Annotated in this window: 33 protein-coding genes; 28 read left to right on the forward strand and 5 right to left on the reverse strand. The window is 67.0% G+C overall.

The window, feature by feature from the left end; translation table 11 throughout:
* Positions 1–16 precede the first annotated feature (16 nt).
* Positions 17–1,207, reverse strand: coding sequence for a DNA recombination protein RmuC (locus tag TBU01S_RS00430; protein WP_174524490.1), 1,191 nt, complete (start codon positions 1,205–1,207; stop codon positions 17–19).
* 110 nt (positions 1,208–1,317) lie between these two features.
* Here TBU01S_RS00430 and TBU01S_RS00435 point away from each other — a divergent pair, with 110 nt between their 5' ends.
* On the forward strand, positions 1,318–2,094 hold the full coding sequence (locus TBU01S_RS00435; protein WP_068634667.1) for a ferredoxin--NADP reductase: 777 nt from the start codon (positions 1,318–1,320) through the stop codon (positions 2,092–2,094).
* 100 nt (positions 2,095–2,194) lie between these two features.
* Here the strand turns inward: TBU01S_RS00435 and TBU01S_RS00440 are convergent, their stop codons facing one another.
* The 3 genes from TBU01S_RS00440 to TBU01S_RS00450 are packed head-to-tail and all read right to left on the reverse strand — an operon-like array spanning position 2,195 to position 6,847.
* Complete coding sequence (locus TBU01S_RS00440) at positions 2,195–4,693, reverse strand: ABC transporter permease (RefSeq protein ID WP_068634826.1); 2,499 nt, start codon at positions 4,691–4,693, stop codon at positions 2,195–2,197.
* Positions 4,694–4,701: 8 nt separating this feature from the next.
* On the reverse strand, positions 4,702–5,874 hold the full coding sequence (locus TBU01S_RS00445; protein WP_068634668.1) for a M20 aminoacylase family protein: 1,173 nt from the start codon (positions 5,872–5,874) through the stop codon (positions 4,702–4,704).
* A gap of 46 nt (positions 5,875–5,920) precedes the next feature.
* Complete coding sequence (locus tag TBU01S_RS00450) at positions 5,921–6,847, reverse strand: LysR family transcriptional regulator (RefSeq protein WP_068634669.1); 927 nt, start codon at positions 6,845–6,847, stop codon at positions 5,921–5,923.
* 102 nt (positions 6,848–6,949) lie between these two features.
* On the opposite strand from TBU01S_RS00450, the gene TBU01S_RS00455 reads away from it, so the two are divergent.
* The 5 genes from TBU01S_RS00455 (at position 6,950) to ettA (ending at position 11,265) form a co-directional block, all read left to right on the forward strand.
* Entirely contained in the window at positions 6,950–7,726 is a 777-nt protein-coding gene (locus tag TBU01S_RS00455) for a ferredoxin--NADP reductase (RefSeq protein ID WP_068634670.1), read from the forward strand.
* 70 nt (positions 7,727–7,796) lie between these two features.
* Positions 7,797–8,279 carry a glutathione peroxidase gene (locus TBU01S_RS00460; RefSeq protein WP_068634671.1) on the forward strand — a complete coding sequence of 161 codons (483 nt, stop codon included), beginning with the start codon at positions 7,797–7,799 and terminating at the stop codon, positions 8,277–8,279.
* Between the two features lie 213 nt (positions 8,280–8,492).
* Positions 8,493–8,948: a hypothetical protein gene (locus tag TBU01S_RS00465; protein WP_068634672.1), complete on the forward strand. Its 456-nt coding sequence runs from the start codon at positions 8,493–8,495 to the stop codon at positions 8,946–8,948.
* A 17-nt stretch (positions 8,949–8,965) separates the two neighbouring features.
* On the forward strand, positions 8,966–9,475 hold the full coding sequence (locus TBU01S_RS00470; protein WP_068634673.1) for an ankyrin repeat domain-containing protein: 510 nt from the start codon (positions 8,966–8,968) through the stop codon (positions 9,473–9,475).
* Positions 9,476–9,600: 125 nt separating this feature from the next.
* Positions 9,601–11,265, forward strand: coding sequence for an energy-dependent translational throttle protein EttA (ettA, locus tag TBU01S_RS00475; RefSeq protein WP_068634674.1), 1,665 nt, complete (start codon positions 9,601–9,603; stop codon positions 11,263–11,265).
* A gap of 278 nt (positions 11,266–11,543) precedes the next feature.
* Here ettA and TBU01S_RS24420 read toward each other — a convergent pair whose 3' ends face one another.
* A complete protein-coding gene (locus TBU01S_RS24420) occupies positions 11,544–12,149 on the reverse strand; it encodes a helix-turn-helix domain-containing protein (RefSeq protein ID WP_083953388.1) in 606 nt (201 codons plus the stop codon).
* Between the two features lie 113 nt (positions 12,150–12,262).
* On the opposite strand from TBU01S_RS24420, the gene TBU01S_RS00485 reads away from it, so the two are divergent.
* From TBU01S_RS00485 to TBU01S_RS00590, 22 genes are all read left to right on the forward strand, one after another.
* Positions 12,263–12,484 carry a DNA-binding protein gene (locus TBU01S_RS00485; RefSeq protein WP_068634676.1) on the forward strand — a complete coding sequence of 74 codons (222 nt, stop codon included), beginning with the start codon at positions 12,263–12,265 and terminating at the stop codon, positions 12,482–12,484.
* A 29-nt stretch (positions 12,485–12,513) separates the two neighbouring features.
* Entirely contained in the window at positions 12,514–13,299 is a 786-nt protein-coding gene (locus TBU01S_RS00490; protein ID WP_068634677.1) for a hypothetical protein, read from the forward strand.
* Positions 13,300–13,316: 17 nt separating this feature from the next.
* Entirely contained in the window at positions 13,317–15,470 is a 2,154-nt protein-coding gene (locus TBU01S_RS00495) for a Mu transposase C-terminal domain-containing protein (RefSeq protein WP_157659063.1), read from the forward strand.
* A 112-nt stretch (positions 15,471–15,582) separates the two neighbouring features.
* On the forward strand, positions 15,583–16,254 hold the full coding sequence (locus tag TBU01S_RS00500; RefSeq protein WP_083953390.1) for a TniB family NTP-binding protein: 672 nt from the start codon (positions 15,583–15,585) through the stop codon (positions 16,252–16,254).
* On the forward strand, positions 16,254–16,847 hold the full coding sequence (locus TBU01S_RS00505; RefSeq protein ID WP_068634680.1) for a hypothetical protein: 594 nt from the start codon (positions 16,254–16,256) through the stop codon (positions 16,845–16,847). The genes TBU01S_RS00500 and TBU01S_RS00505 overlap by 1 nt, the downstream gene beginning before the upstream one ends.
* Positions 16,844–17,170 carry a hypothetical protein gene (locus tag TBU01S_RS00510; protein ID WP_068634681.1) on the forward strand — a complete coding sequence of 109 codons (327 nt, stop codon included), beginning with the start codon at positions 16,844–16,846 and terminating at the stop codon, positions 17,168–17,170. The genes TBU01S_RS00505 and TBU01S_RS00510 overlap by 4 nt, the downstream gene beginning before the upstream one ends.
* Positions 17,167–17,406, forward strand: coding sequence for a hypothetical protein (locus TBU01S_RS00515; protein ID WP_068634682.1), 240 nt, complete (start codon positions 17,167–17,169; stop codon positions 17,404–17,406). Before TBU01S_RS00510 ends, TBU01S_RS00515 begins: the two co-directional genes overlap by 4 nt.
* Positions 17,403–17,597 carry a hypothetical protein gene (locus tag TBU01S_RS23645; RefSeq protein WP_068634683.1) on the forward strand — a complete coding sequence of 65 codons (195 nt, stop codon included), beginning with the start codon at positions 17,403–17,405 and terminating at the stop codon, positions 17,595–17,597. Before TBU01S_RS00515 ends, TBU01S_RS23645 begins: the two co-directional genes overlap by 4 nt.
* Positions 17,594–18,013 carry a PEP-CTERM sorting domain-containing protein gene (locus TBU01S_RS23650; protein ID WP_068634684.1) on the forward strand — a complete coding sequence of 140 codons (420 nt, stop codon included), beginning with the start codon at positions 17,594–17,596 and terminating at the stop codon, positions 18,011–18,013. The genes TBU01S_RS23645 and TBU01S_RS23650 overlap by 4 nt, the downstream gene beginning before the upstream one ends.
* Positions 18,010–18,423, forward strand: coding sequence for a hypothetical protein (locus TBU01S_RS00530; RefSeq protein WP_068634685.1), 414 nt, complete (start codon positions 18,010–18,012; stop codon positions 18,421–18,423). Before TBU01S_RS23650 ends, TBU01S_RS00530 begins: the two co-directional genes overlap by 4 nt.
* Before the next feature lie 19 nt (positions 18,424–18,442).
* Positions 18,443–19,039 carry a hypothetical protein gene (locus tag TBU01S_RS00535; RefSeq protein ID WP_068634686.1) on the forward strand — a complete coding sequence of 199 codons (597 nt, stop codon included), beginning with the start codon at positions 18,443–18,445 and terminating at the stop codon, positions 19,037–19,039.
* Positions 19,039–19,326: a hypothetical protein gene (locus tag TBU01S_RS00540; protein ID WP_068634687.1), complete on the forward strand. Its 288-nt coding sequence runs from the start codon at positions 19,039–19,041 to the stop codon at positions 19,324–19,326. Before TBU01S_RS00535 ends, TBU01S_RS00540 begins: the two co-directional genes overlap by 1 nt.
* Positions 19,327–19,457: 131 nt before the next feature.
* The gene (locus tag TBU01S_RS00545) at positions 19,458–19,748 is read left to right on the forward strand and encodes an HU family DNA-binding protein (RefSeq protein WP_068634688.1); all 291 of its coding nucleotides are present in this window, start codon (positions 19,458–19,460) and stop codon (positions 19,746–19,748) included.
* A gap of 154 nt (positions 19,749–19,902) precedes the next feature.
* Positions 19,903–20,337 (forward strand): phage protein GemA/Gp16 family protein, encoded by a 435-nt coding sequence (locus tag TBU01S_RS00550; RefSeq protein WP_068634827.1) that lies wholly within the window; start codon positions 19,903–19,905, stop codon positions 20,335–20,337.
* A gap of 3 nt (positions 20,338–20,340) precedes the next feature.
* Positions 20,341–20,781 (forward strand): Mor transcription activator family protein, encoded by a 441-nt coding sequence (locus TBU01S_RS00555; protein ID WP_068634689.1) that lies wholly within the window; start codon positions 20,341–20,343, stop codon positions 20,779–20,781.
* A 23-nt stretch (positions 20,782–20,804) separates the two neighbouring features.
* Positions 20,805–21,035: a hypothetical protein gene (locus TBU01S_RS00560; RefSeq protein ID WP_068634690.1), complete on the forward strand. Its 231-nt coding sequence runs from the start codon at positions 20,805–20,807 to the stop codon at positions 21,033–21,035.
* 29 nt (positions 21,036–21,064) lie between these two features.
* Positions 21,065–21,688, forward strand: coding sequence for a DUF4124 domain-containing protein (locus TBU01S_RS00565; RefSeq protein ID WP_068634691.1), 624 nt, complete (start codon positions 21,065–21,067; stop codon positions 21,686–21,688).
* A 258-nt stretch (positions 21,689–21,946) separates the two neighbouring features.
* Complete coding sequence (locus TBU01S_RS00570) at positions 21,947–22,669, forward strand: BRO family protein (RefSeq protein ID WP_083953391.1); 723 nt, start codon at positions 21,947–21,949, stop codon at positions 22,667–22,669.
* Between the two features lie 3 nt (positions 22,670–22,672).
* Entirely contained in the window at positions 22,673–22,882 is a 210-nt protein-coding gene (locus tag TBU01S_RS00575; RefSeq protein WP_068634693.1) for a hypothetical protein, read from the forward strand.
* Entirely contained in the window at positions 22,879–23,088 is a 210-nt protein-coding gene (locus tag TBU01S_RS00580; protein ID WP_068634694.1) for a hypothetical protein, read from the forward strand. Before TBU01S_RS00575 ends, TBU01S_RS00580 begins: the two co-directional genes overlap by 4 nt.
* A 287-nt stretch (positions 23,089–23,375) precedes the next feature.
* Positions 23,376–23,843, forward strand: coding sequence for a lysozyme (locus TBU01S_RS00585; protein ID WP_068634695.1), 468 nt, complete (start codon positions 23,376–23,378; stop codon positions 23,841–23,843).
* A complete protein-coding gene (locus TBU01S_RS00590; protein ID WP_068634696.1) occupies positions 23,840–24,349 on the forward strand; it encodes a hypothetical protein in 510 nt (169 codons plus the stop codon). The genes TBU01S_RS00585 and TBU01S_RS00590 overlap by 4 nt, the downstream gene beginning before the upstream one ends.
* Positions 24,350–24,352: the final 3 nt, after the last annotated feature.

A 24,352-nucleotide genomic window follows, 5' to 3' on the forward strand; every position in this document is an offset into this window, starting at 1 on the left:
CTGTACCTGTCAGGGATCAAGTGCGGGAACTGACCGCCGCTTCGGGCACGGGTTCCAGTTCGTCGAAGCGCGCCGACTCGATCTTGTGGAAATGCGCGCTGATCTTGCGGCTGGAAGTCTGCACGTCCTGCACGTCGCGGCTGGCCTGTTCGATGTGGCGCGCCAGCGCCGCCATGCGTTCGTCGAAGCGCTGGAAATCCTTCGCCAGCTTGCCCAGCGCATCCTGGATGACGTGGATCTGCTTGCGCGTCTCGACGTCCTTCAGCACCGCGCGCGCGGTGTTCAGCACCGCCATCAGCGTGGTCGGCGACACGATCCACACCCGCCTGAGCTGGGCATGGGCGACGATTTCGGGATGGTAGGCATGGACCTCGGCGAACACCGCTTCGGCCGGCAGGAACATCACCGCGCCATCCGAAGTCGTGCCGGGCAGGATGTACTTGCCGGCGATGGCATCGACGTGGCGCCTGAGATCGACGCGGAAGGCGCGCTGCGCGGCATCCCGCTCCGCCGGCCCGGCGGCGTCGAACATGCGATGGTAGTTCTCCAGCGGGAACTTGGCATCCACGGCGATGCTGCCGGTCGGCTCCGGCAGGCTCAGCAGGCAATCGACGCGCGTGCCGTTGGGCAGCACCTGCTGGAAGGAAAAGGCCTCGGGCGGCAGCATGTTGCGCACCAGGGCTTCGAGCTGCACTTCGCCGAAGGCGCCGCGTGCCCGCTTGTCGCCGAGCAGTTCCTGCAGGCTGACGACGTTGGTGGTGAGGCCGTCGATCTTCTTCTGCGCCTCGTCGATCGTCGCCAGCCGGGCCATGACATTGGCGAAAGTCTCGTTGGTCTTGCGGAAACCTTCGTCGAGCCGCTGGTTGACCTGGCCCGACAAGGTGTCCAGGCGCCCGTCCACGCTCTGCGTCAGCGCCTGCATGCCGCGCGACAGCTGCATCGACGCCGCGGTCAGGCCGCGCTGCAGCAGTTCGCGGTCGGCCCGCGCATGCTCGCCGATGCGGTCGGTCTGGCGCGCCATGCCTTCGTGCAGGTCGCGCAGAATCTCGCGATGCTGGGCGCCAAGCTGCTGTTCCATCGCCTGTTCCAGACAGTCCACCGCACGCTGCGGCAGTTCCCGCTCGATGCCGTGCAGGCGCACCAGCACCCACACCAGCAGCAGCGCGACACCGCCCAGCGCCGCCAGCAACAGTTCGGTTTCATTCATCATCGGCATATCGGCTGGCATCCCTCCGGACGATGCCGCCTATCGCCGGCAGCGGCGGTGTCCGCCGCATTGTAGAATTGCGTTTTCACCTCAAGATCCCCGCTCCCGCCATGGCAGCCTTCATCACTGAAAAAATCCTCTCGGTCCATCACTGGAACGACACCCTGTTCTCCTTCACCACGACACGGGATCGCGCACTGCGTTTCGAGAACGGGCAGTTCGTGATGATCGGCCTGGAAGTGGACGGACGACCGCTGATGCGTGCCTATTCGATCGCCAGCCCCAACTACGAGGAAACGCTCGAATTCCTCAGCATCAAGGTGCCCGACGGCCCGCTCACCTCGCGCCTGCAGCATCTGCAGCCGGGCGACAGTCTGCTGGTTTCGCGCAAGCCGACCGGCACCCTGGTGCTGCACGACCTGCACCCCGGCAAACACCTGTACCTGTTCTCCACCGGCACCGGCCTGGCGCCCTTCATGAGCGTGATCCGCGACCTCGACGTCTACGACCACTTCGAAAAGGTGGTCCTGATCCATGGCGTGCGCTACGTCAGCGAACTGGCCTACAACCACTACATCACCCACGAACTGCCCCAGCACGAATTCCTCGGCGAGGCCATCAGCGAAAAGCTGATCTACTACCCCACGGTCACCCGCGAACCCTACCGCAACCAGGGCCGCCTGACGACGCTGATCGAAAGCGGCAAGTTGTTCGAGGACATCGGCCTGCCGCCGCTGGACCCCGCGGTGGACCGCGTGATGATCTGCGGCAGCGCGGCGATGCTGAAGGACTCCCGCGACCTGCTCGACCGCCGCGGCTTCAAGGTGTCCAAGCGGATCGGCGAGCCGGGCGACTACGTGATCGAGCACGCCTTCGTCGAGAAGTGAAAGAGCTTTCCCGTAGGAGCGGTTTTAGCCGCGAACACCCACCTTTCGCGGCTAAAGCCGCTCCTACACCACAAGAGAATCTCCCAAGCCAGCATCGACGCTAGGCCAGCGCGCGCAGGCTGGCCAGCGGCGGCCGCGACAGTAGCCGGCGGGTGCCCAGCCAGCCGCCAGCGACGACACCCGTCGCGCCCAGCAGCACCGCCACCACCACCGGCAGCAGCGCCGGTACGTAGGCCATCTTGAACACCTGCTCAGCCAGCACCCAGCCGATCGCGCTGGCACCGATGCCGGCCAGCACGCCCGCCACCCCGCCGAGCACGAGGAATTCCGCCAGCAGCGCCTGCCGCACCTGGCGGTTGCGCGCCCCCAGGGTGCGCAGCATCGCCAATTCGTACTCGCGCTCGTCGTGGGTGGCCTGCAGCGCCGCGTACAGCACCACCAGGCCGGCCAGCACCGCAAAGCCGAACACGAACTGCACGATGACGATCAGCTTGTCGGTCATCGCCTGCACCTGCGCCAGCACTGCGGCGATGTCGATCACCGACAGATTGGGGAAAGCGCCGACCAGCCGGGTGGTGAAGTCGTGGTTGGCAGCCGGCAGGTGGAAGCTGGTGATGAGGCTGGCGGGATAGTTCTCCAGCAGCCCATCCGAGGCGATGAAGAAGAAGTTCACCCGCATCGAATCCCAGTCGAGCTTGCGCACGCTGGTGATCGGCGCCTCGACGCGCTCGCCGGCAATCTCGAAAGTCACGCGGTCGCCCAGCTTCAGGCCGAAGGTCTGCGCCAGCCCCGCCTCCACCGAGAACTGCGGCGTGCGCTCGCCGCCGTGCCAGCGGCCGGCCTGCACTTCGTTGCCGCCGGGGAGCCGGGCGGAATGGGACAGATTGAACTCGCGCTCGGCCAAGCGCCGGGTGCGTTCATCCTCGTAGCGTTCGAGCTCGACCGGCTCGCCGTTGATCGCCACCATGCGGCCGCGGATCATCGGCTGGATGTCGGGCACCGCCATTCCTTCGGCAGCGAACAGTTCAGCCACGCCGGCACGCTGGTCGGGCTGGATGTTGATGACGAAGCGGTTGGGCGCATCCGGCGACGCCATCGCGTGCCAGTTGTCGAGCAGATCGGCGCGCACCAGCGTCAGCAGCAGCAGCGCCGTCATGCCCAGGCCCAGCGCCGCGGCCTGGATCACGCTGCCGCCCATGCGCCGGCCAAGCGCGGCGATGCCGTAGCGCCAGCCGCCGCCGCGCAGGCTGCCCTGCCCCTTCAGGCTGCCCGCCAGCTTCAGCACCCACCAGGCCGCCAGCGCGAACACGCCCAGCGCCACCGCGAAGCCGGCCGCCACCATCGCTCCCAGCCGGACATCGGCGGCGATCCAGAAAATCAGGCCGAGCAGCGCGACCAGCCCCAGCACCCAGGCCGTGCCGGACAGCGGCTCGGCGAAGTCGAACTCGCGCCTCAGCACACGCAGGGTGCTGACCCTGCCCAGGCGCAGCAGCTGCGGCAGCACGAAGCCGGCCAGCAGCGCGATGCCGACGACCACGCCGTGCGCCAGCGGCAGCAGCGAAGGCGCCGGCAGCTCGGTGGCGAGGATCTCGCGCAGGCCGCCCGCCAGCCCCCATTGCACCGACCAGCCCAGCGCGGTGCCGGCCACCGCGGCGGCGAGGCCGAACAGCAGGAATTCGCCGACCACCACGCCCAGCACCTGCGCCTGGCTGGCGCCCAGCACCCGCATCACCGCGCAGCCGTCGAGGTGGCGGGCCATGAAGCGCCGCGCCGACAGGCCGACCGCGACTGCAGCGAGGATCACCGCCAGCAACGCGGCGAGGCGCAGGAAGCGCTGTGCCTGGTCGAGCGCCGAGCGCACTTCGGGGCGGGCGTTTTCCACCGTCTCGACGCGCTGGCCGCGGCCCAGATTGCCGTCCGCCCACTTTTCGTAGGCTTCGACTGCCTGCGGCGTGCCCGCCACGTGCAGCCGCCAGGTGGCGCGGCTGCCTTCGACGATCAGGCCGGTGGCGTCCAGGTCCTTCAGGTTGAAGAGCGCGCGCGGCAGCAGGCTGAAGAAGTTGGCGCCGCGGTCGGATTCGAACGTCACCATCGCACCGACGCGGAACTCGACTTCGCCGAGGCCGACCCTGTCGCCCACGGCGACGCCCAGCTCGGCGAACAGGCGTTCGTCGAGCCAGACTTCGCCTGCTGCCGGCACGCGCCCGGCGACTTCGTCCGGCTGGTTGGGGCCGGCTGCGATGCGGATCGCGCCACGCAGCGGGTAGCCGTCCTCGACGACCTTGACGCCGGCCAGCACCGCCGCCTCCTCGGTGCTGGCCATGCTGGTGAACAACATCGTTTCGGCGGTCTGCAGGCCGCGTGCGTGCGCTTCGCCGGCGACATCGGCCGGCCACGGCCGGTCGGCGCGCAGCAGCAGGTCGCCGCCCAGCAACTGGTTGGCCTCGCGGTCCAGCGCGCGGCCGACGCGGTCGGCCAGGAAGCCGACGCTGGTCAGGCTGGCCACGGCGATGACGATCGCCAGCCCGAGCAGGTGCAGTTCGCCCGCACGCAGGTCGCGCAGCATCATGCGAAAAGCCAGGCGCAGCGTCTTCATCATCATCCGCCTCAGCGCGCCGCCGACAACAAGGTGCGCGCCAGCTGGCACCAGTAGGCGACGCCGGTCGGCAGCACCTCGTCGTTGAAGTCGTAGTGGGGATTGTGCAGCGTGCAGCCGCCCTCGCCCGGCCCGTTGCCGATCCAGACGTAGGCGCCGGGCTTCTCCTGCAGGAAGTAGGCAAAGTCTTCCGCGCCCATGCTCGGGCGACGGTCGGTGAACACCCGCTCCGGGCCGGCCACCGCGCGCGCCGCCTCGGCGCACAGCGCGGCTTCGTCGGCGGTGTTGATCGTCGGCGGATAGCCACGCCGGTACTCGAAGGCAAGCTGCACGCCGTGGCTGGCGGCGATGCCTTCGGCGACCTGGCGCAGGCCGCGCTCCAGGCGGTCGCGCACCTCCGCCGCGAAAGTACGCACCGTGCCGCACAGCTCGGCGCGGTCGGGAATGACGTTGTAGGCCTCGCCGGCATGGAACTGGGTCACCGACACCACGCCGGCGTCGATCGGGTCGAGCGTGCGGCTGACCAGGGTCTGCGCCGCCTGCACGAAAGCTGCGCCGGCCACCACCGGGTCCACGCCCAGGTGCGGCATCGCCGCATGCGCGCCAACGCCGGTGAAGCGGATGTCGAAGCGGTCGGCGCTGGCCATCACCGGGCCGCTGTGGATGGCGAAGCTTCCCGCCTCCATGCCCGGCCAGTTGTGCATGCCGAACACGGCTTCCATCGGGAAGCGGTCGAACAGGCCATCGGCGATCATCGCCGGCGCGCCGCCCTCGCCTTCTTCGGCAGGCTGGAAGATCAGATACACCGTGCCGTCGAAGTCCTTGCGCGCGACCAGCGCCTCGGCGGCGCCGAGCAGCATCGTGGTGTGGCCGTCGTGGCCGCAGGCATGCATGCAGCCCTGGACGGTGGACCTGTGCGCGAAGCTGTTGCGCTCGGTGATCGGCAGCGCATCCATGTCGGCGCGCAAGCCGATCGCGCGCAGGCTGCGGCCGCCGCGCACGACGCCGACCACGCCGGTGCCGCCGATGCCGCGATGGGTCTCGATGCCGAGCGCTTCGAGATGGCGGGCGACGAGCTCGGCGGTGCGGTGCTCCTCGAAAGCGAGTTCGGGATGGGCGTGGATGTCGCGCCGGATGGCGGTGAGTTTGCCGTGCAGGGGACGGACGGATTCGATGACGCTCATGGCTGCACCGTACGGAATTCCATTGGGGGAGAAAGTGTATTCTGCCTCAGCGCACCGCTGGCAGCGGAATCTCGTCGCTGCGCCGGGCGCCGGCGGCAAAGGCACGGCAATCGTCGAGGAAGCGGCGGATGGCCGCGCTGTGGTACTTGCCGCGGTGCCAGGCGAAGCAGAAATGCCGTTTCAGATCCAGTTCGGGGGTTTCGAGCGGCACCAGGCTGCCACGGCGAAAGGCGTCGCGCAGCGACAGGCGCGACAGGCAGCCCAGCCCCAGCCCGCTTTCCACCGCACGCTTGACCGCCTCGGTGTGCTCCAGTTCCAGCCTCGGCAGCACGCCGCCCGGCCAATGGCGCAAGGCCTGATCGAAAGTCTCGCGCGTGCCCGAGCCGCGCTCCCGCAAAATCCAGGGTTCGCAGGCGATCTCGCTGAAATCCACCGTCTCGCGCCCGGCCAGGCGGTGGCCCGGCGCGCAGAACACCACCAGTTCGTCCTCCACCCATTGCTCGGTCTCCAGTTCGCGGTCGACCACCTGCCCTTCCATCAGCCCGAGGTCGATCTCGTAGCGCGACAGCATCCCGGTGATGGTGGCGGTATTGCGCACTTCGAGCTTGACCCGGCTTTCCGGGTGTCGTTGCAGGAACTCGGAAACGATCAGCGGCAGCAGGTAGTTGCCGATCGTCAGCGTGGCGCCGACGCGCAGGCTGCCCAAGCCGCGTTCGCCGCGCAGCAGCGCATCCATCTCCTCGGCGCGGTCGAGCAGTTCGACCGCGCGCGGCAGCAGCAGCCTGCCCTGCTCGTTGAGGCGCAGGCGCCTGCCGTGGCGGTCGAACAACTGCTGGTCGAACTGGCCTTCGAGTTCGGCCAGCGCGGCGCTGGTGGCGGACTGCGACAGGCTCAACACCTCCGCCGCGCGCGACACGTTGTCGTTGCTGGCGATGGCGACGAAGACCTGGATCTGGCGCAAGGTGAATCGCATATCTAATTTACAGGTAACTCATATGAAGATTATCCACCAAACAAGTAAGCCAGCGCATCTAGAATGCAGCCCATTTCCATTCGCCCAGCAAGAGCGCCCACCATGAGCAACCTGCTTACCGAACGTGTCATCAGCGTCCATCACTGGAACGATTCGCTGTTCAGCTTCCGCACCACCCGCGACCCGGGTCTGCGCTTCGAGAACGGCCAGTTCGTGATGATCGGGCTGGACGTCGATGGCAAGCCGCTGACCCGTGCCTACAGCATCGCCAGCCCCAACTACGAGGAGCACCTCGAGTTCTTCAGCATCAAGGTGCAGGACGGCCCGCTGACTTCGCGCCTGCAGCACCTGCGCGAAGGCGACCCGGTCATCGTCAGCAAGAAGCCCACCGGCACCCTGGTGCTGCACGACCTGAACCCCGGCAAGCATCTCTACCTGCTCGCCACCGGCACCGGCCTGGCCCCCTTCCTGAGCGTGATCCAGGATCCGGAGACCTACGAACGCTTCGAGAAAGTGGTGCTGATCCACGGCGTGCGCTTCGTCTCCGAGCTCGCCTACACCGACTTCATCACCCAGGAACTGCCGCAGAACGAGTTCTTCGGCGAACAGGTGCGCAAGCAACTGATCTACTATCCGACCGTCACCCGCGAGCCCTTCCGCAACACCGGCCGCATCACGCACGTGGTCGAGACCGGCAAGCTGTTCGCCGACATCGGCCTGCCACCGTTCGACCCGGCGCAGGACCGCGTGATGATCTGCGGCAGCCAGGCGATGAACGCGGACTGCTGCGCCATGCTGGACGCACGCGGCTTCAAGATGTCGCCGCGCATCGGCCAGCCGGGCGACTACGTGATCGAGCGCGCCTTCGTCGAGAAGTAAGCGCACAAACTTTTCCAGCATGCGGGGCTCAAAGCACCTCCAACCCTCTCTCTCCTTAAGGAGGCCCCGCATGTCTTCTTCTTTCTACGACATCGAAGTCGAACGCCTGGCAGGCGGCCGCACGACGCTGAGTGAATACGCCGGCAAGCTGCTGCTGATCGTCAATACCGCCAGCCAGTGCGGCCTCACCCCGCACTACGCCGGGCTCGAAAAGCTGTACCGGACCTACAAGGATCGCGGCCTGGTGGTGCTCGGCTTCCCGTGCAACCAGTTCGGCGCGCAGGAACCCGGCAGTGCCGAGGAAATCGGCGCCTTCTGCGAGAAGAACTACGGCGTCAGCTTTCCGATGTTCGCCAAGATCGACGTCAACGGCGACGGCACCCACCCGCTGTATGCCTGGCTGAAGCAGCACGCCAAGGGCGTCCTCGGCACCGAGGCGATCAAGTGGAACTTCACCAAGTTCCTCGTCAGCCGCGACGGCCAGCGCATCGAGCGCTACGCGCCGACCACGACGCCCGAAGAGCTGGTGAAGGACATAGAAGCCTTGCTGTAGCCAATATCGGGCCGCCCATAGGCGAAACTGCGGTGCTCCCACACAGCTTCGTGGTTCGAGTGAGCTCTCGCCAGAGCATGTCATCCGAGAACCTACGGGGGGCCTATCACTCCAGCCCCCCAAGTCCTGCTCCTGCTTGACAGGCTATGCCCCGACAATATAGCCTGCATTCCGCATAGTCATTTTGACTTTTCAAAAACCAGATCCAAGCAAATGTCAATATCGATCAAGACCTCCTTTCGGGATGATGAACTGATCTTCGACGATGAGGAAACCAGGCTGATTCTCAAATTCTTCTGGCCCGAGCAGGCCTCACGCATCAATGCCATGGTGGTCACGAACGATGCACGCAGACTCGCACAGGGCGTGTTGATGGCCTCAATTGACGCGAGCCATGCCATGGGATTCATCGCTGCCTTGTTCAAATCGACAGCAGGGCCCAGCGCCTCTCTTCAACAGATCGCGCGGAAATTCGTGCGTAGCGCGCTGCAACATCATTTCAAGCATGCCCGGGCAAAGGATCTGGAGGACATTCAGATTTACGAAAGCATCCGACGGGAAGTGTCGCGGAGCTGCAGAAGCAGGTTCGAACAGGTCGTGAACGGCATGGAGCTCAGCCTGATTCCGATACTGCTCCACCTCGGCACTCTCAACTCTGCAGCAGCATGAGTATCAGAAATAAACTCATGCTGCTCGGTGGCATTGCTGCCATCGGGCTGGCCGCCCTTGGAGCAAAGGGGTTCGACGAGATCAGCGGATACGGGGTCAACCGCCTGATCGTGTGTATTGAAAGCGCACCTGCACCCATCGATTGGTCGTGCGGCCAGATGCTCGAACACAAGCTCAAGTCAGTCGAGTTTGTGGCCGACCTCAACGCCAATGCAGGAGCGCTGTTTGCCGTGCTTGCCGATGACGCCGAGTTGGGGCGCAAGCTGCTCACATCGTTCATCGAACATGGGGTTGACATCAACGCGACCGATCGGAGCAGCGCCAGCGCTTGGTCAGCCCTGCACATCATGGCAATGGATTCGCTTCAATGGCCGGTTGAGATGCTTCTGGAGTTTGGCGCAGACCCGAGTCTCGTAGACGCCAATGGCATGACAGCGCTCGATCTAGCGCGCAAGGTACAAAACGAAGCCCCCGAACCGGGACGGCTCGGCATCATTCAGATGCTCGAGGGAAGACAGGCGCCATAAATCAAAGGCCCGCTCTTTGCGTGCACCATGCGTGAGGATATCGAAACGCCTGCAGCTCTGCGGCAGAAGCAATGACCTGATGGTATTCTTCGCGGTTCATTCCCAGTACCCAAGAAGCTAACCCGATGGCCCAGTACGTGATGTCTATGCTCCGCGTGTCCAAGATCGTTCCGCCCAAGCGGCAGATCATCAAGGACATTTCGCTTTCCTTCTTCCCCGGCGCCAAGATCGGCCTGCTCGGCCTCAACGGTTCGGGCAAATCCACCGTGCTGCGCATCATGGCCGGCGTGGACAAGGAGTACGACGGTGAAGTGCAGTGGCTGGCCGGCCAGCGCATCGGCTATCTGCCGCAGGAGCCGGAGCTCGACCCCGCGAAGACGGTGAAGGAGGAAGTCGAATCCGCGCTGGGCGAGATCATGGAAGCGCGCCAGAAGCTGGAAGAGGTCTACGCCGCCTACGCCGAGCCGGACGCCGACTTCGACAAGCTCGCCGAAGAACAGGCCAGGTACGAGAACATCCTGGCCACCGCCGGCAGCGACATCGACAATCAGATGGAGATCGCCGCCGACGCCCTGCGCCTGCCGCCCTGGGACGCCGTCATCGGCAATCTGTCGGGCGGCGAGAAGCGCCGCGTGGCGCTGTGCAAGCTGCTGCTGTCCAAGCCGGACATGCTGCTGCTGGACGAACCCACCAACCACCTCGACGCCGAATCGGTCGAATGGCTGGAACAGTTCCTGACCCGCTTCCCCGGCACCGTGGTGGCCGTCACCCACGACCGCTACTTCCTCGACAACGCCGCCGAATGGATCCTGGAACTGGACCGCGGCCACGGCATTCCGTGGAAGGGCAACTATTCGTCCTGGCTGGAGCAGAAGGGCGAACGGCTGGCGCAGGAGGCCAAGCAGGAAGCTGCGCACCAGAAGGCGATGAAGCAGGAACTGGAATGGGCGCGCTCCAACCCGAAGGCGCGCCAGGCCAAGTCCAAGGCGCGCCTGGCGCGCTACGAGGAGATGGCCAGCGTCGAATACCAGCGCCGCAACGAGACGCAGGAAATCTTCATTCCGCCCGGCGAGCGCCTGGGCGACAAGGTCATCGAATTCAAGGGCGTCAGCAAGGCTTTCGGCGACAAGCTGCTGATGGACGACGTCAGCTTCAGCATTCCGCCCGGCGCCATCGTCGGCATCATCGGCCCCAACGGCGCCGGCAAGTCGACGCTGTTCCGGATGATCGAAGGCCGCGACACGCCGGATTCCGGCACCGTGGAGATCGGCCAGACGGTGAAGATCGCCGCGGTCGACCAGAGCCGCGAAGGCCTGGCCAACGACAAGACGGTGTTCGACGCCATCGCCGACGGCGCCGACGTGCTGACCGTGGGCCGCTTCGAGATGCCGAGCCGCGCCTACATCGGCCGCTTCAACTTCAAGGGCGGCGACCAGCAGAAGATCGTCGGCAAGCTGTCCGGCGGCGAGCGCGGCCGCCTGCACCTGGCCAAGACCCTGATCCAGGGCGGCAACGTGCTGCTGCTGGACGAGCCGTCCAACGACCTCGACGTCGAGACCCTGCGCGCGCTGGAAGACGCGTTGCTGGAATTCGCCGGCTGCGCGCTGGTGATCAGCCACGACCGCTGGTTCCTGGACCGCATCTGCACCCACATCCTGGCGGCCGAAGGCGATTCGCAATGGACCTTCTTCGCCGGCAACTACCAGGAATACGAGGAAGACAAGAAGAAGCGCCTGGGCGAGGAAGGCGCCAAGCCGAAGCGCATCCGCTACAAGCCGATCGCGCGCTGATACAGGCAGTGTGGGGGGTGTGGGGGGGCATCTCATTTGACACAGAGGCCAGGGAGCCGGGAGGGTGGCGGGAGGCCGCGCGGGTGCTGGGATTCAGGCCGATTCGGGGCGGCAGCGGATTTGCGACGGATTTCGAGCAGAGTGCGCAAAAACCGGGCAGATTTGCATCGAATTTGACGTGATGGTGTTACTGGTTCGCGCAGAAACGAGCGCGGCCAGGAGCAGTAACGGGCCGTGGGTTATCCACAGGCCCGTTTTTTACGGGCGCGACTCTGCGCTCAGGCTGAGCCGCCGCGCCGAGTGGCGGGGATGGGCGCCGGAGCGCCTGCCGCCTTGAGAAACTCCAGGGTGGCCGCCATGCTGAGCAGGCGGACCGTGAGGTCGGGGTAGCCGCGAGCAGCATCGAGCCAGGCGGGGGCGCCTGCGAGCCCGGCGGCGATGGTGTCGGCATCGACTGCGCCCTGCTCGATCCGGTGCTCGGCCACGCGCAGCACGGCTTCCAGCATGGCGCGGCGGCCATCGAAGGCGCCATCGGGCGCCGGTCGGGCCTGCCCCTGCCCCTGGCTCTGCTGCGCCGCCAGATCGGCGCGCGTGCGCGGCGGGCGACCGGTGGCCAGCCAGTCAACAGTCACGCCTCCCACGTTCGCCATCGCGACCAAGTTTTCTAGGCCAGGCTGTTTCGAGCCTCTCAGGTACGCACCTAGAAGACTGTCGGAGAACCCGCACTCCTGAGCAAACCGCAACAGCGTTCGCTCCCCGATCGCCTCCCGCAAGCGGTCTTTGAACTGTTCCGATTCTTTTCCGGGAATCGGAACAGTGGCGTCTTTCGAATCGGAACAGTTCCGATTCGGGCTTCCTGTTGATTCATAAGGGGTTTTCGTCATTTTCGCTGCTCCGCTCAATAAAGCGGAATCGGAACGCTCAATAGTTATTGACTTACCGCTCTATTGAGCGAATAATCCAACGTACCAAAACCAACAAATACGAAGGTTAAGCGATGAAAGAAGGGGTTTCCAGCAAAAAACGCCTGCGCTCGCTCAAGGAAGCGAGAGCGGCCTTCCTGCGCTCGGGCAAGAGCGTGACGGGGTGGGCAAGAGAGAACGGCTTCACCCCCGCGCTGGTGTTCCTTGTGCTGGGCGGCAAGCGCCCCTGCCTGCGTGGGCAGAGTCACCGCATTGCGGTGAAGCTGGGCATCAAGGACGGCGTGATCGACGAGTGAGCGCCGGGCAATCACACAAGGAGAAGGTCATGACACGGGACGATTTGCAGGTGAATGTGGAGCGGTTCTATCGCGATGCGCTGTGGGCAGGCTGGGGTTATGCGGCCGCCCGCGCTCTCTGGGCGCTGGCTGGCAAGCCGGTGCCGACCGACCCTGGCGCGTGGGGCACGCTGCCGATGAAGACGGTGCGCTATGGCGAGCTGGCGCCGCGGCTGTGCGGCCGCCAGCGCTTGGCGGTCGTCAATGCGATCGAAGGCCTGGATGGCGTGAAAACCAGCGGGGTGGTGCTGTTGGCGATGGCGCGGCAGATTTTTCTGCCGCAGCTTGCTCGGGACCATGCATTGCGCGGAGCGGCTTCCAGGCTGCTCGACGCGCTGGCCGGCTACCTGCTGGACGGCCAACCGGCCGAGAGCTACATCGTCGAAGCGTATCGCTTTCGCACCGACCCGGCGTTCGATGGGCGCGACGGGCGCGACGCCTTCATAGCCGCGCTGCCCGCTGCCGGCCTTGATTTTGCGCTCGCGTCCGGGGGCTGGAATCTGTCGATCCGCTGGCGCTCGTTCGGCTCTTTCATGGCGAGTGGCAACCGCGCCTGGGGTGTCCTCAACGAACTGGCGGCTGATGCCGGTGAAGCGTCCTTTGTGGACGGCGACGACGCCGCAGATGCCGAAGCGCGCGCCGAGCTGGACGCCCTGATCGATGCACGCCGCGATGCACTTGCAGAAGAAGCTCTAGCGGAATTCGATGACTTCCTGGCCGATCTAGTGGACGGAATGCTGGTGACGCTGTGCAGCCCGTCGGCACGGCAGGGCTGATCGCGGGGAGCACGACCATGCTTGATCCGAGCAAAGGCTGGTACAGCGCCCAAGAACTGGCAGGACTGCCGGGGATGCCGTCGACAGATCGCGGCGTAAAAAAGGCTGCGCAAAAAAATTTGTGGTCAAGTCGCTCAAAAGAGCGAGGAAAGGGCATCGAATACGCCCTCATCGCCCTGCCTGACGAGACACAGAAACATATCCTCGGCCTGGCGATGGATGCGGCGGGCACGAGCGAGGCACTGCCCGTGCCGGCGGCACGTGCCCTGCCGGCGGTGAAAGCGCCGGGCGATGTCGTGGTCGTGCGCGGCCAGGTGCGCAAGTCGGCGGCGGTGGTGCAGATGGACGACGGTGGGCGAGCCTACCAGGACGCGGCGCTGATCCTGTGCCGTGCCGTGGAGGCGGCGATGGCGGCAGCCGACTGCTCGACGAAACGCGCCTGCGCCGAACTGGCCGAACGCCTGGTGGCGGGCGATGCGCGCCCCGAACTGCAGGATGCGGCGCTGCGCACCTACCTGAAGCCGCGCAAGGACAGCGGCCTGCTGGGCGGCGTGACGGCGCAGATCGGCCGGCTGCAGCGGATGATGGCCTTCTACGAGCAGGGCCGGCTGGCCGGCGACGTGGGGCTGTACCTGGTGCCGGGCAAGAAGGAAAAGACCGGCCACGATCCGGTGCATGTGGCGGCCTTCCTGTTCTTTTTCTGCCGCCCTACCCGCCCGCCGGTGAGCGAGGCCTATCGGAAGATGGTGCCCTATCTGGCCGAAAAGGGTCTGCAGGCGCCCAGCTACGCCACCGTGACACGCATCGAGAACAGTCTTCCGGTGACGGTGAAGTACCGCGGGCGCGTGACGGGCAGCGAATGGCGGGCGCTCAAGCCCTACATCGAACGCGATGTGTCGATGTTCCACAGTAACGACATCTGGGTAGGTGACGGCCACAGCTTCAAAGCCAAGGTGCAGCACCCGATCCACGGCCAACCCTTCGCGCCCGAGATCACAGTGATCATCGACTGGGTGAGCCGCAAGATCGTGGGTTGGAGCGTGGCGCTGGCCGAGTCGACGGTGGCGGTGTCGGACGCGTTTCGGCATGCGCAGCAGGTGACCCGCGCGCGGCCGCTGGTCTATTACAGCGACAACGGCAGCGGGCAGACCGGCAAGACGATCGACTGCCCGGTGGCGGGCACGCTGGCGCGCCAGGGCATCGCCCACGAGACGGGTATCCCTGGTAACCCGCAGGCGCGCGGAATCATCGAACGGCTGTGGCAGGTGACGCTGATCCCGCTGGCGCGCACCTACCCCACCTGCACTTGGCGCGGGGCGGACGAGAACGCCACCACCAGGATGCTGAAGCTCTTGAACCGCAAGGACCAGGGCGGCATCGCCATCCCCACCTTCCGGCAGTTGTTGGACGACGTGGCGCGGGTGGTCGATGAATACAACCTGCACCACGCCCATCGTGAGCTGGACGGCAACGCCCCCGAGGACGAATACCAGGCGCGGCTGGACCGCGACTCGATCGTGTTCGGCCCCTCGGATGCGGAGCTTGCCGCGCTGTGGATGCCCGAGGTGGTACGCACGCCGCAGCGCGGCCGGGTGAGCCTGTTCGGCAATACCTATTGCAAGGGCGAACTGGTGGGAACGCTGCCCGAGGGCGCCCGCGTGCGCGTGCGCTACGACCTGCACGACGCCGCCCGGGTGTGGCTGCTGACGATGGACGGCGTGTATCTGGGTGAAGCGCGTTGGGACGGCCACCGCGAAGCCGCCTTCCCGATCCCGAAGATGGACCAACTGCGTGCCCAACGCGCAGCGGGAAAGATCCGGCGCGGCGAAAAGATCATCGCCGAAGCACAGGCCGAACTGGGCGCAGTGCTGGATGTGGCTCCGGCCGAACCGGCGGTACCGGTGTTCGACCTGTCGATGGAGCTGCACGGCGACGCCTACGAGCGCGCCGAGGCTGCACGCATCGAGGCCGAAGCGGCGGCCCGTGCCAACCCCCTGCCGTTACCCGAACTCGATGAGCCGGCGCCGGTTACGCCCGAGGCCGAAGCCAAGGCCGAAGCCAAGCCCGAGGCCGAGCCGTTCGACCTGTCGCTGTACCTGTACGGCGACCTGGTCGACGCCGAGGACGAAGAAAACGGCCACAGGCCGTCTTTTAAACGGGCCGCCGGGTGAGTTGCCGCTCTCCCGACAGCCCTTGTGAAACACACAACACGCAGGAGTTTAGACGATGAAACGGCTTTTTGTAAAAACCGAGAACGCCCGGCGGTTCCGAACCGGCATTGCCATGCTTGAGAGCCGCGGCGCGGCTGAATCGGGCCTGATGCTCGTCTCGGGCCGGCCCGGCGAAGGCAAGACCACCACGGTGATGAACTGGGCCGCCGAGGTGGGCGCGGCTCAACTGACGGCCTACCCGAACTGGACGCCCGGCTGCGCCATGCGCGAACTCGCCGCCGCGCTGTCGGTGCCGGTCGAGCGCGGCTACGAGGCGCGCATCGGCGAACTGATCGCCGAACACGAGATCCCCATCATCGTCGATGAAGCGGGCTATGCCCTCGCCAAGAACGCCGCCGCCCTGGAGCGCCTGCGCGCCATCACCGACAAAAGCGGCACGGTGATGGTGATGGTGATGATGGAACAGCACTACGCCACGCTGTCACGCATCGGCCAGCTTGCCAGCCGCATCACCTGGTCGGTGGAGTTCAAACCCTCGGGCCTGCCGGACGTGGCCGCCGCCTGCGCCCAGCTCGCAGAAGGCGTGACCTTTGCCGACGACCTGATCGCCCGCATCCATCACGAGACGGGCGCCCGCATGCGGCTGGTGATGCAGGCAATCTCCCGCTGCGAGGCAGTGGCGCGGCACAACGGGCAGAACACCATCAGCCTGGCCGACATGAAGGGCGCCCCGCTGTGCGAGGACTTCCACGCCAGGCTGACGAAGCGCGGGGGGCGGCTCTGATGCGCGCCACAAAGCGCCCGATCGCCCAGCCGCTGCTGGCCCTGCTCGCCGCGCTGCCCGACGGCACCGGCGCCCGCGCCGAGCTGGCCGAGCGCATGGCGCGCGCGCCCAACGTCATCACCACGGCGGCGCTGATCCTGCGGCGGCGCCACCTGGTGGAGACGCCCGCGCGCGGCCTGTACCGCATCACCTCCGCCGGACGGGACTGGCTGGCATCGGGCCGGCAGCTCACCGACCGCCCCGAGCGGCGTCGCGTGGCACGCACCACCGGCCTGCGCGAGCGCGCCTGGTGGGTGATGCGCAACGCGCGCAAGTTCACCGTGGCCACACTGCTGGACACCCTGTCGGACGGCAGCGAACGCGACGCCGACGGCAACCTGAGCCGCTATCTGTGCGCGTTGGAAAAGGCCGGCGTGGTCGAGCGCACCGCGCGCCGCGTGCCTGGCGCCGCACCACAGTCGCGCGGGCATGTGGTGTGGCGCCTCAAGCGGGACCTCGGCCGGCTGGCTCCAGTATGCCGGCAGCGCCACGGCACGGTGTACGACCCCAACAGCGGCGAAGTGCTGCCGCCTCCGGCGGAGGGCGCGCAATGAGCGACTGGCTCTCCCTGCTGCGTCAGGCCGTCGACGCCGACCCGCGCGGCAAAGCCGGCGTGGCCGAACGCCTGGGCTACAGCCGCCCGGCCATCAGCCGCGTGCTCTCGGGCAGCTACGGCGACACCGGGCGGCTCGCTACCAAAGTGCTCGCCACCTATGCCCGCATCGACTGCCCGCACCTGCTTGCCAGCCTCGCGCCCGCCGAATGCGCCGCCTATGCCGGACGTGCCTATGGCGCCATTGCCGCCGCCGACGTACCGCACTGGCGGGCCTGCCGCCGCTGCCCTCACAACCCCATCAATCCGGAGTCCCCGCAATGAACGCCTTCTTCGACCGTCTCCACGACATCAGCGGCCGCATCCTGCTGCCCCTCGTCATCGCCTTCGGCCTCGGCCTGGTTGTCGCACTGGAGACCACCCAATCTGAGGTCGAGCACTGGCGCGCCGCCGCGCGCCGTGCAGGCGATGCGGTCGAGCATGTCCGCATCGCCTGCGGCCTGCAGCCCGACCCCGCTGCCGTGGCCGAAATGCTCGCCCTGCAGGAGACCCGGCCATGAACACGCCCCTTTACCCCGCCGAGGACTACATCGTGCAGGAATGCCAGTGCGACGACGGCGCCGAGCTGCGCTTCGTGCTCGACGGCACCGGCGCCCTGGTCATCATCGACGACGGCGAAATCATGCAGATCGCCCCTGCCGACGTCCGCCGCCTGGCCCGTCTGCTGGCTACGCAGGAGGTGCCGCAATGATGCGCCGCCTGCCGCCCGGCACCCTGCGCCGGCTGCGCATCAAGTGGTTCGTGCTGGGGCTGGCGCTGGGCACCGGCTCCATGGCAGCGCTGGCGATGTATGCCGCCGCCGTAATGCCGCCCGAACTGGCCTACCGCAGCCCGGCGCGCAACGTGGCGCCGCTGCCGCCCGCGCCGCTGCCCCTGGCCCCGGCCGTCGAACTGCCGCCCTGCACCGGGCAGGGCAAGGATTGCTGGGACGACGACGCCCCCGCCAGCCGCCCGCGGCGGCTTGCCCCGCCGGCAGTCATGCCGCCCGGCTACAGCCCCGTCCGCACCGTGCCGGAACCTGCGTCTGCCGCCCTGGTGTGCCTCGGCCTGGCCGCTCTTGCCCTCACCCGCAAATCCCGCAACCCCGTCACGGAATACACATCATGAACCTCGCCCCCTCCGTCATCCCCTCGCTGGCGCAGCAGGTCTATGCCGCCGCGGCCGACATCGAGCGCCGCCGCGCCGAAAAAGCGCTGGGCCAGAGCGCCGGCGACGAGGCGCGCGAACTGTTCGGGCGCCGCACCACCGCGCAACGCGCCGCGCACTGCACCTGGATGCTCGATGCCGCCCGCGCCGCCGCGCCGTGCAGTGTCCAGCAGATGCGCGACCACGCCCGCGTCTGCGGCGACGACATCATCAATCCGAGCACAGCGAAACTCATCGCAAAAGGGCTGGCCGACCGCGGCTGGATCGAGCACACGCATGAGCGAAAGGGCAGCAACGGCCCGCACCTCTACACCCTCACCCCCGCCGGGCACCGCGCCCTGGCAACCCTGCGCCGCATCGTCGGCGTGTAACCCACCGGAGCCCGCAGACATGCACATCCCCACCCTCGACGACATCCGCGCCGCGGCCGACCGCCTGGCCGTCGCGCACATGGCCACCACGGCCCGCGCCGCCCTGTGCCAGGACGAAATCAAGGCCGCCGTCCAGCCCATCTACGACCGCCACCGCGCCGGCATGGACGCCGCCGCCGAAGAAGAGGCCGCCGCCCACCGCGCGCTGCTCAACCTGCTCGACGCCGCCCCGCAGCTCTTCGACAAGCCGCGCAGCATCAACGTCAACGGCGTGCGCGCCGGCTACCGCAAGGCCGAAGACTCGCTCGATTGGGGCGACGACGCCGCCCTCATCAAGCGCATCCGCGCACTGCTGCCGGCCCAGGCCGACCTGCTCATCCGCACCGAAGAGACGCTCGTCCTCGACGCCCTGGCGCAACTGCCCGCCGCCGCGCACCAGAAGTTGGGCATCAACCGCATCACCGGCGCCGACAACCCCTTCGTCACCATCGGCGCCGCCGACGTCGAAAAGCTCGCCCAGGCACTCATCGCCGACGCCATCCGGCGGCATGGCGAAGAGGACAAGCCCGCGGTGCGCAAGGGCAAGGCCAAGGCGAAAGCGAAGGAGGCAGCGTAATGGCTTCCGCCCCCCTCGCTGTGGTCACCATTGGCTACAAAACCTACCTGCTGTCCCGTGCCAAGGCCACCAAGCTGCTCGAACTGATGAGCGAAGCCGTTGAATGCGACTGGGACTTCTCGGGTTGTGTCCGTAACTACGTCGTCGGTGAGGCACCGAACGTGGAGCTGAGGTTCATCGAACCCAGCCAGGTCGTGATGCCCGACGGCGTTTCCTCCCCCGCACCCGCCAGCCGCCGCACCGCCAAGGCGATCACACGGCAGCCGCTGCGCCTCGCCAACAAATAACCGCATTACCGCAGGAAACCGACGGGCACATATCGGAACCAGCCGGCACGGAAAAAGCAAAGGCCCGCCTTGGCGAAAGCCGCAAAGGGCGCCGGGAACCGGCAACCCCCCACGACCAACGGAGCAACACCATGAACAAAGCTGCACTGATCGACGCCATCCACGGACGGCTCGGCACCAACAAAACCACCATCGGCGCCGTGCTCGATGCGCAAGCCGCCGTCATCGGCGACCACCTGGCCGGCGGCGATGCTTACATCGAGCGCGAAGCCGTCCTCCCTGGCCTTGGCAAACTCAAAACCACCGAGCGGGCCGCACGCACGGGCCGCAACCCGCAGACCGGCGCGCCGGTGAGCATCCCCGCACGCACGGGCGTGAAGTTTTCGGCCAGCAAGGCGCTTACCGATCTGCTCAACGCTTGACCCGCCTGGCTCGATGGCCTGCCCGGTAACGCGGGCGGGCCATCCGGCGAGTCTGGTAACGACCACAGGAGACAACCATGCCACTGCTCGAACGCATCGCCGACCTGATCGCCGCCATCCTGCAATGGCTCATGCCCATCGAGGACGAATGAGCATGCCCGCCCAATCTCCCGCAGACCGCATCGCGCTGCGTCGCCGTGCCATATTCGCCGCCTGCAAGGCCGCTGGGCTGGATGACGGCGCCCGCCGCCAGCTCGTGCGCAACATCACCGGCTGCGCCAGCCTGGCCGACTGCACCATCGGCCAGCTCGGCGAGGTGCTCGACCACCTCAACCGCGGCAAGCAGGGCTACGCCGGCCGCAAGCGCAGCACACCCAGCGCCGACCGCGCCCCGCTGCTCGGCAAGATCGATGCACTGCTCGCCGAGCTGCACCGCGTCACCGGCCAGGTGCATACACTCAAGTACGCAGACGCCATCGCAAAGCGCAACGGCTGGGCCGAGTGCGTGGATTTTGCCGATGCGGCGGCGCTCAAGAACATCGTCGGCGTGCTCAACCGCACGCTGCAGTACAAGATCGCAGGCAAGTAAACCATGAAGCGCCGCGCACTCCCCATTCTGGAATCCGACCTGCCCGCCACCGCGCAAGACCTGGTGCGCCTGGTCGGCTGGGCCAAGGCCGAGGCGCTGATCCGCGAGATGGGCGGCATCCCCTTCCCGGTGCCCAAGGGCGCGGCCAACAACCCCGCCGGCGCGGCCCGCTTCGAACGCCTGTCCGAAATCGTCGGCCAGCGCGGCGCCGCGCGCATCGTCGCCGAGTACGCCGACGACATCCTCTACATCCCCAAATGCAAGCTCGCCATCGCCCGCGCCCGCATGCGCGCCATGAAGGCCCGCTGCGACGCAGGCGCCACGCTCGAAGAGATCGCGCTGGAGTTCGACTGCACCACGCGCTGGGTCAGCATGGTGATGAAGCGGCCGGACGATGCCGACGGGCAGGTGCTGGAAGCGGGTGGGCAGATGGGGCTGTTCTGAACCGACACCACAGGAGCCTTGCCATGAAACACAACGCCACCCTGCGCCAGCAGGTACTCACCCACCTGTATGCCGACCGCGAAGCCGCCCCGCGCGGCGGCTGGGTCAGCCTCTTCGACCTGCGCCAGGCGCTGGGCGAGGTCGAATTCGCCCTGTCCGTGCTCGAAGAACTCGGCCACGTCCGCCGCGACGGCAACCGCTACCGCATCACCGGCCACGGCGTGGCGGCGTGTGAAGCCGGCCACGGCGTTTGATAACGGGCCGGGCAGGCAGGAATGTTCTGATGGCAAAATCCACGGTTCATCAAAAGGGGGAAGCCATGAAATCCATCATCATCGCCTTCGTCTTCGCCGGACTGTCCGCGCCGGCAGTGGCGCAGGTGTACAAGTGCACCGAGGGCGGAAAAACGGTGTATTCGCAGATGCCGTGCCCCGTTCCCAGTCAACCAGCCGCTCGCGCGGCAAGCCGTGCAGCGGTCGAGCAGAGTCCCGAGGAAATGCGCCGCGAGGTCGAGGCGGAGTATGCGCGGCTGCGTGCGGAGGCGGAGAAAGAAGCGGAGGTCGAGGAGGATGGTGACCGCTCCCTGCCGGTCCCGCTGTCCCCAAGTGAATCACGTTATAGCGCGCGTTCGCACTACACGCGGGCCGAGCTAATGCAAATGGTTGGCAATGGGCGCTTTCCCGAGCAGGGGGCCGTCTCGACAAAGGTGGATGCCATGAGTTTTGACGCATGTATCGTTGCTGCAGATGCCGTAACGAAGCCCTTGCGCGGCGCTTATCCCGTCATCACCGTTGTAAATACGAGCGTGATGTACACGGTCAAGCTCTGGACAAACGATGCCGCAATGACAATTACGTGCAGCGCTTTCGACGGCAAAATGATCGTTACTACGGCTCCATATCTCTGAACCAGTAGTCTTGACAGCTATGCCAAATAGGGCGCAAACTCCGCAGCGGTGCTCAACACACCATCCGCTAGCGGCCTGCCCCGCGCCCGAAAGTCGTGGCTTTTTTACGTCCATAGGTTTCCTATGGCCGGGTGGCGCGCAGCCATACAACACCCGCACAAGCGGGGAAAACTGCGGGCTGTCTAGCGGCAGTGTTGAAGCACCCGGCCGCCCTCTCAACAGGGGCGGTCAACTCAACAAATCCGCTAGGAGGCCATTATGGCTGCTCAATCCCTCGCTGTTTTCCAGTTCCATACTCACGCCGTGCGCGTGTTCCCGACCGATGATGGTCAATCGTTCATCGCCGTCGCTGCTGACGTAGCCCGCGCTCTCGGATTCCAGGACGCCCGAGACATGACGCGGTGCGTTGATGACGAGGACAAAGGGTCGGCAGAAGTGCCTACCCCTGGTGGCACGCAGCGCATGCTGACCGTCAACGAGTCCGGCATCTACGCCGCGACCTTCCGCAGTCGCAAAGATTCGGCCAAGGCCTTCCGCCGCTGGATCACCGCCGAAGTCCTCCCCAGCATCCGCCGCACCGGCGCCTACGGCCAGCCCGCCATGCCTGCCAGCCTCGACCTCGCCCGCGAGATCGGCGCCCTGCGCGACGAACTGCGCACCCAAAGCGGCATGATCCTGGACCTGTACCGCAAGCTCGACGCCGCCCGGCGCGGGCACATCGCCGCGCAGCGCGGGCAGCTTGCGGCGCTACGCGAAGTGGCCGCGGTGCGCAACGCCCAGCACGCCCAGGCGGTGCAGGACGGCATCGACGCCGTGCTGCGCATGGAGGCCGAAGGCATGCCGCGCGACGAAATCGCGCGGGCCACCGGCAAGACGCGCAACTACATCCGCCAGATCGTCTTCCGCGCCCGCAACGGCCGCGGCGGCGAGCATGGCCCGGCCGACCCGGCCGGCCAGGGCGAACTGGCGCTGGAGGGCTGAGCCATGTGCGAACACGTCTCCCGCGAACAACTCTCCGGCCTGCTCGCCGAAGCGGCCCGCATCGGCGGCTGCATCCGCTCGCTCTCCACGGCTGCCGAGCTTGTGCAAACCGGCAGCGGCCTGCCTGATCAGAGGCTGGCCGATACCATCGTGTACGATATTTTCACCGTCATCGGCATGCTGGCCGGACAGGTGGAGGAGATGAGCCAATGAGCATTTCCGACGCCTATAAGAGCTGGACCGGTGTGGCGAGCGGCCTGGCCAGCGCGCGCGCCGTGGCCCAGGTGCTGATCGAGTGCACGCCCGGTCCCGGCTGCACGGTGGACGAGAGCAACCTTGCCGCCGACCTCGCGGGCGCCATCCAGTTGTGCCTGGATGCCGCCCAGCAGGCTTACAATGAGGTGCCAGCGCCAGACTAGGCGCCTCGCCACAATACGGCCGCCGCCTCTGCCCGCTGCTCAGCGGGTACGCGGCGGTTCTCATTCCCCCTCGAACTGATTCACCCTCCGGCGCGCGGTAGCCCCGCCGCATCATGCGGCCATGAAATCCGGCCGCCCATGCTCCCGCTGCATCCACTTCACCCGCCCGCCCGATGACCGCATGGTCGCCCTGGGCTGGGGGCGGTGCGCGCATCAGCCCGTCGGGCACTACACGTCGCCGCACGCGGCGTGCCGCTTCGACCCGCCGCGCTGGCGCGAGGCCCGCCATGCGTAAGCCGGCCATCGGTCTCGTCGCCAGCGCGGCACTGGTCGCCAGCCTGGCGGGCTACGAGGGCTACCGTGCTGCCGCCTACCGCGACAGCGTGGGCGTTCCCACCATCGGATTCGGCGCCACCGCCGGCGTGGCCATGTCCGACCGCACCGACCCCGTCCGCGCCGTGCAGCGCCTGGCGGCGGACGCCCAGGCGCACGCGCGCGACGCCGCGCGCTGCATCGGCGACGTGCCGCTGTACCAGCACGAGTTTGACGCCTACGCCAGCCTGGCCTACAACATTGGCACCGGCGCATTCTGCGGCTCCACGCTCGTCAAAAAGCTGCGCGCCGCGCCGCCCGACTACCCCGGCGCCTGCGCCGAAATCCTGCGCTGGACCTACGCCGGCGGCCAGCGCCTGCCGGGCCTGGTCAAGCGCCGGGCGCAGGAATACCGCCTGTGCATGGACGGCTACCCACAATGAAGCCCGAATACCTCGCCGATCTCGCAGGTTTGCTCGCGCTGATCCTCGGCGCCGCCCTGTGCGCCTGGCTGGGCTACCAGGTTGGCCAGCGCGACGTCGACGCCCTGCGCGCGCAGTACGCCCGCGGTCTCGCAACAGCGGCCGAGCACGCCAGCCGGAAACTGCTCGACGCGGTCGAGCGCGGCGACTTGCTCACGCTGGAGCTTGCCGCCGCCCGGCTGGCGGCCGAATCCCACTCGCAGGAACTGCACCATGACATCCCCCGCGTTACCGACGGCCGCGCTTGCCTGCGCGAGCCTGCTCTGCGCCTGCTCGACCGCGCCCCCGGTCTATCAGTGCATGTGCCCGCGCCCGCCAGCGGCGCTGCTGCTGCCGATGCCGGCCGCGTTGCCACCGATGCCGACGTCTCACACTGGGCCATCGACGCCGGCGCACAGTACGCCGAGTGCGCCCGCCGCCTCGACGCCCTGATCCGCTGGCACGCCCAGCCCGCCGATAGCGAGTAACGC

The organism is Thauera butanivorans NBRC 103042 (assembly GCF_001591165.1).
GTDB lineage: Bacteria > Pseudomonadota > Gammaproteobacteria > Burkholderiales > Rhodocyclaceae > Thauera > Thauera butanivorans.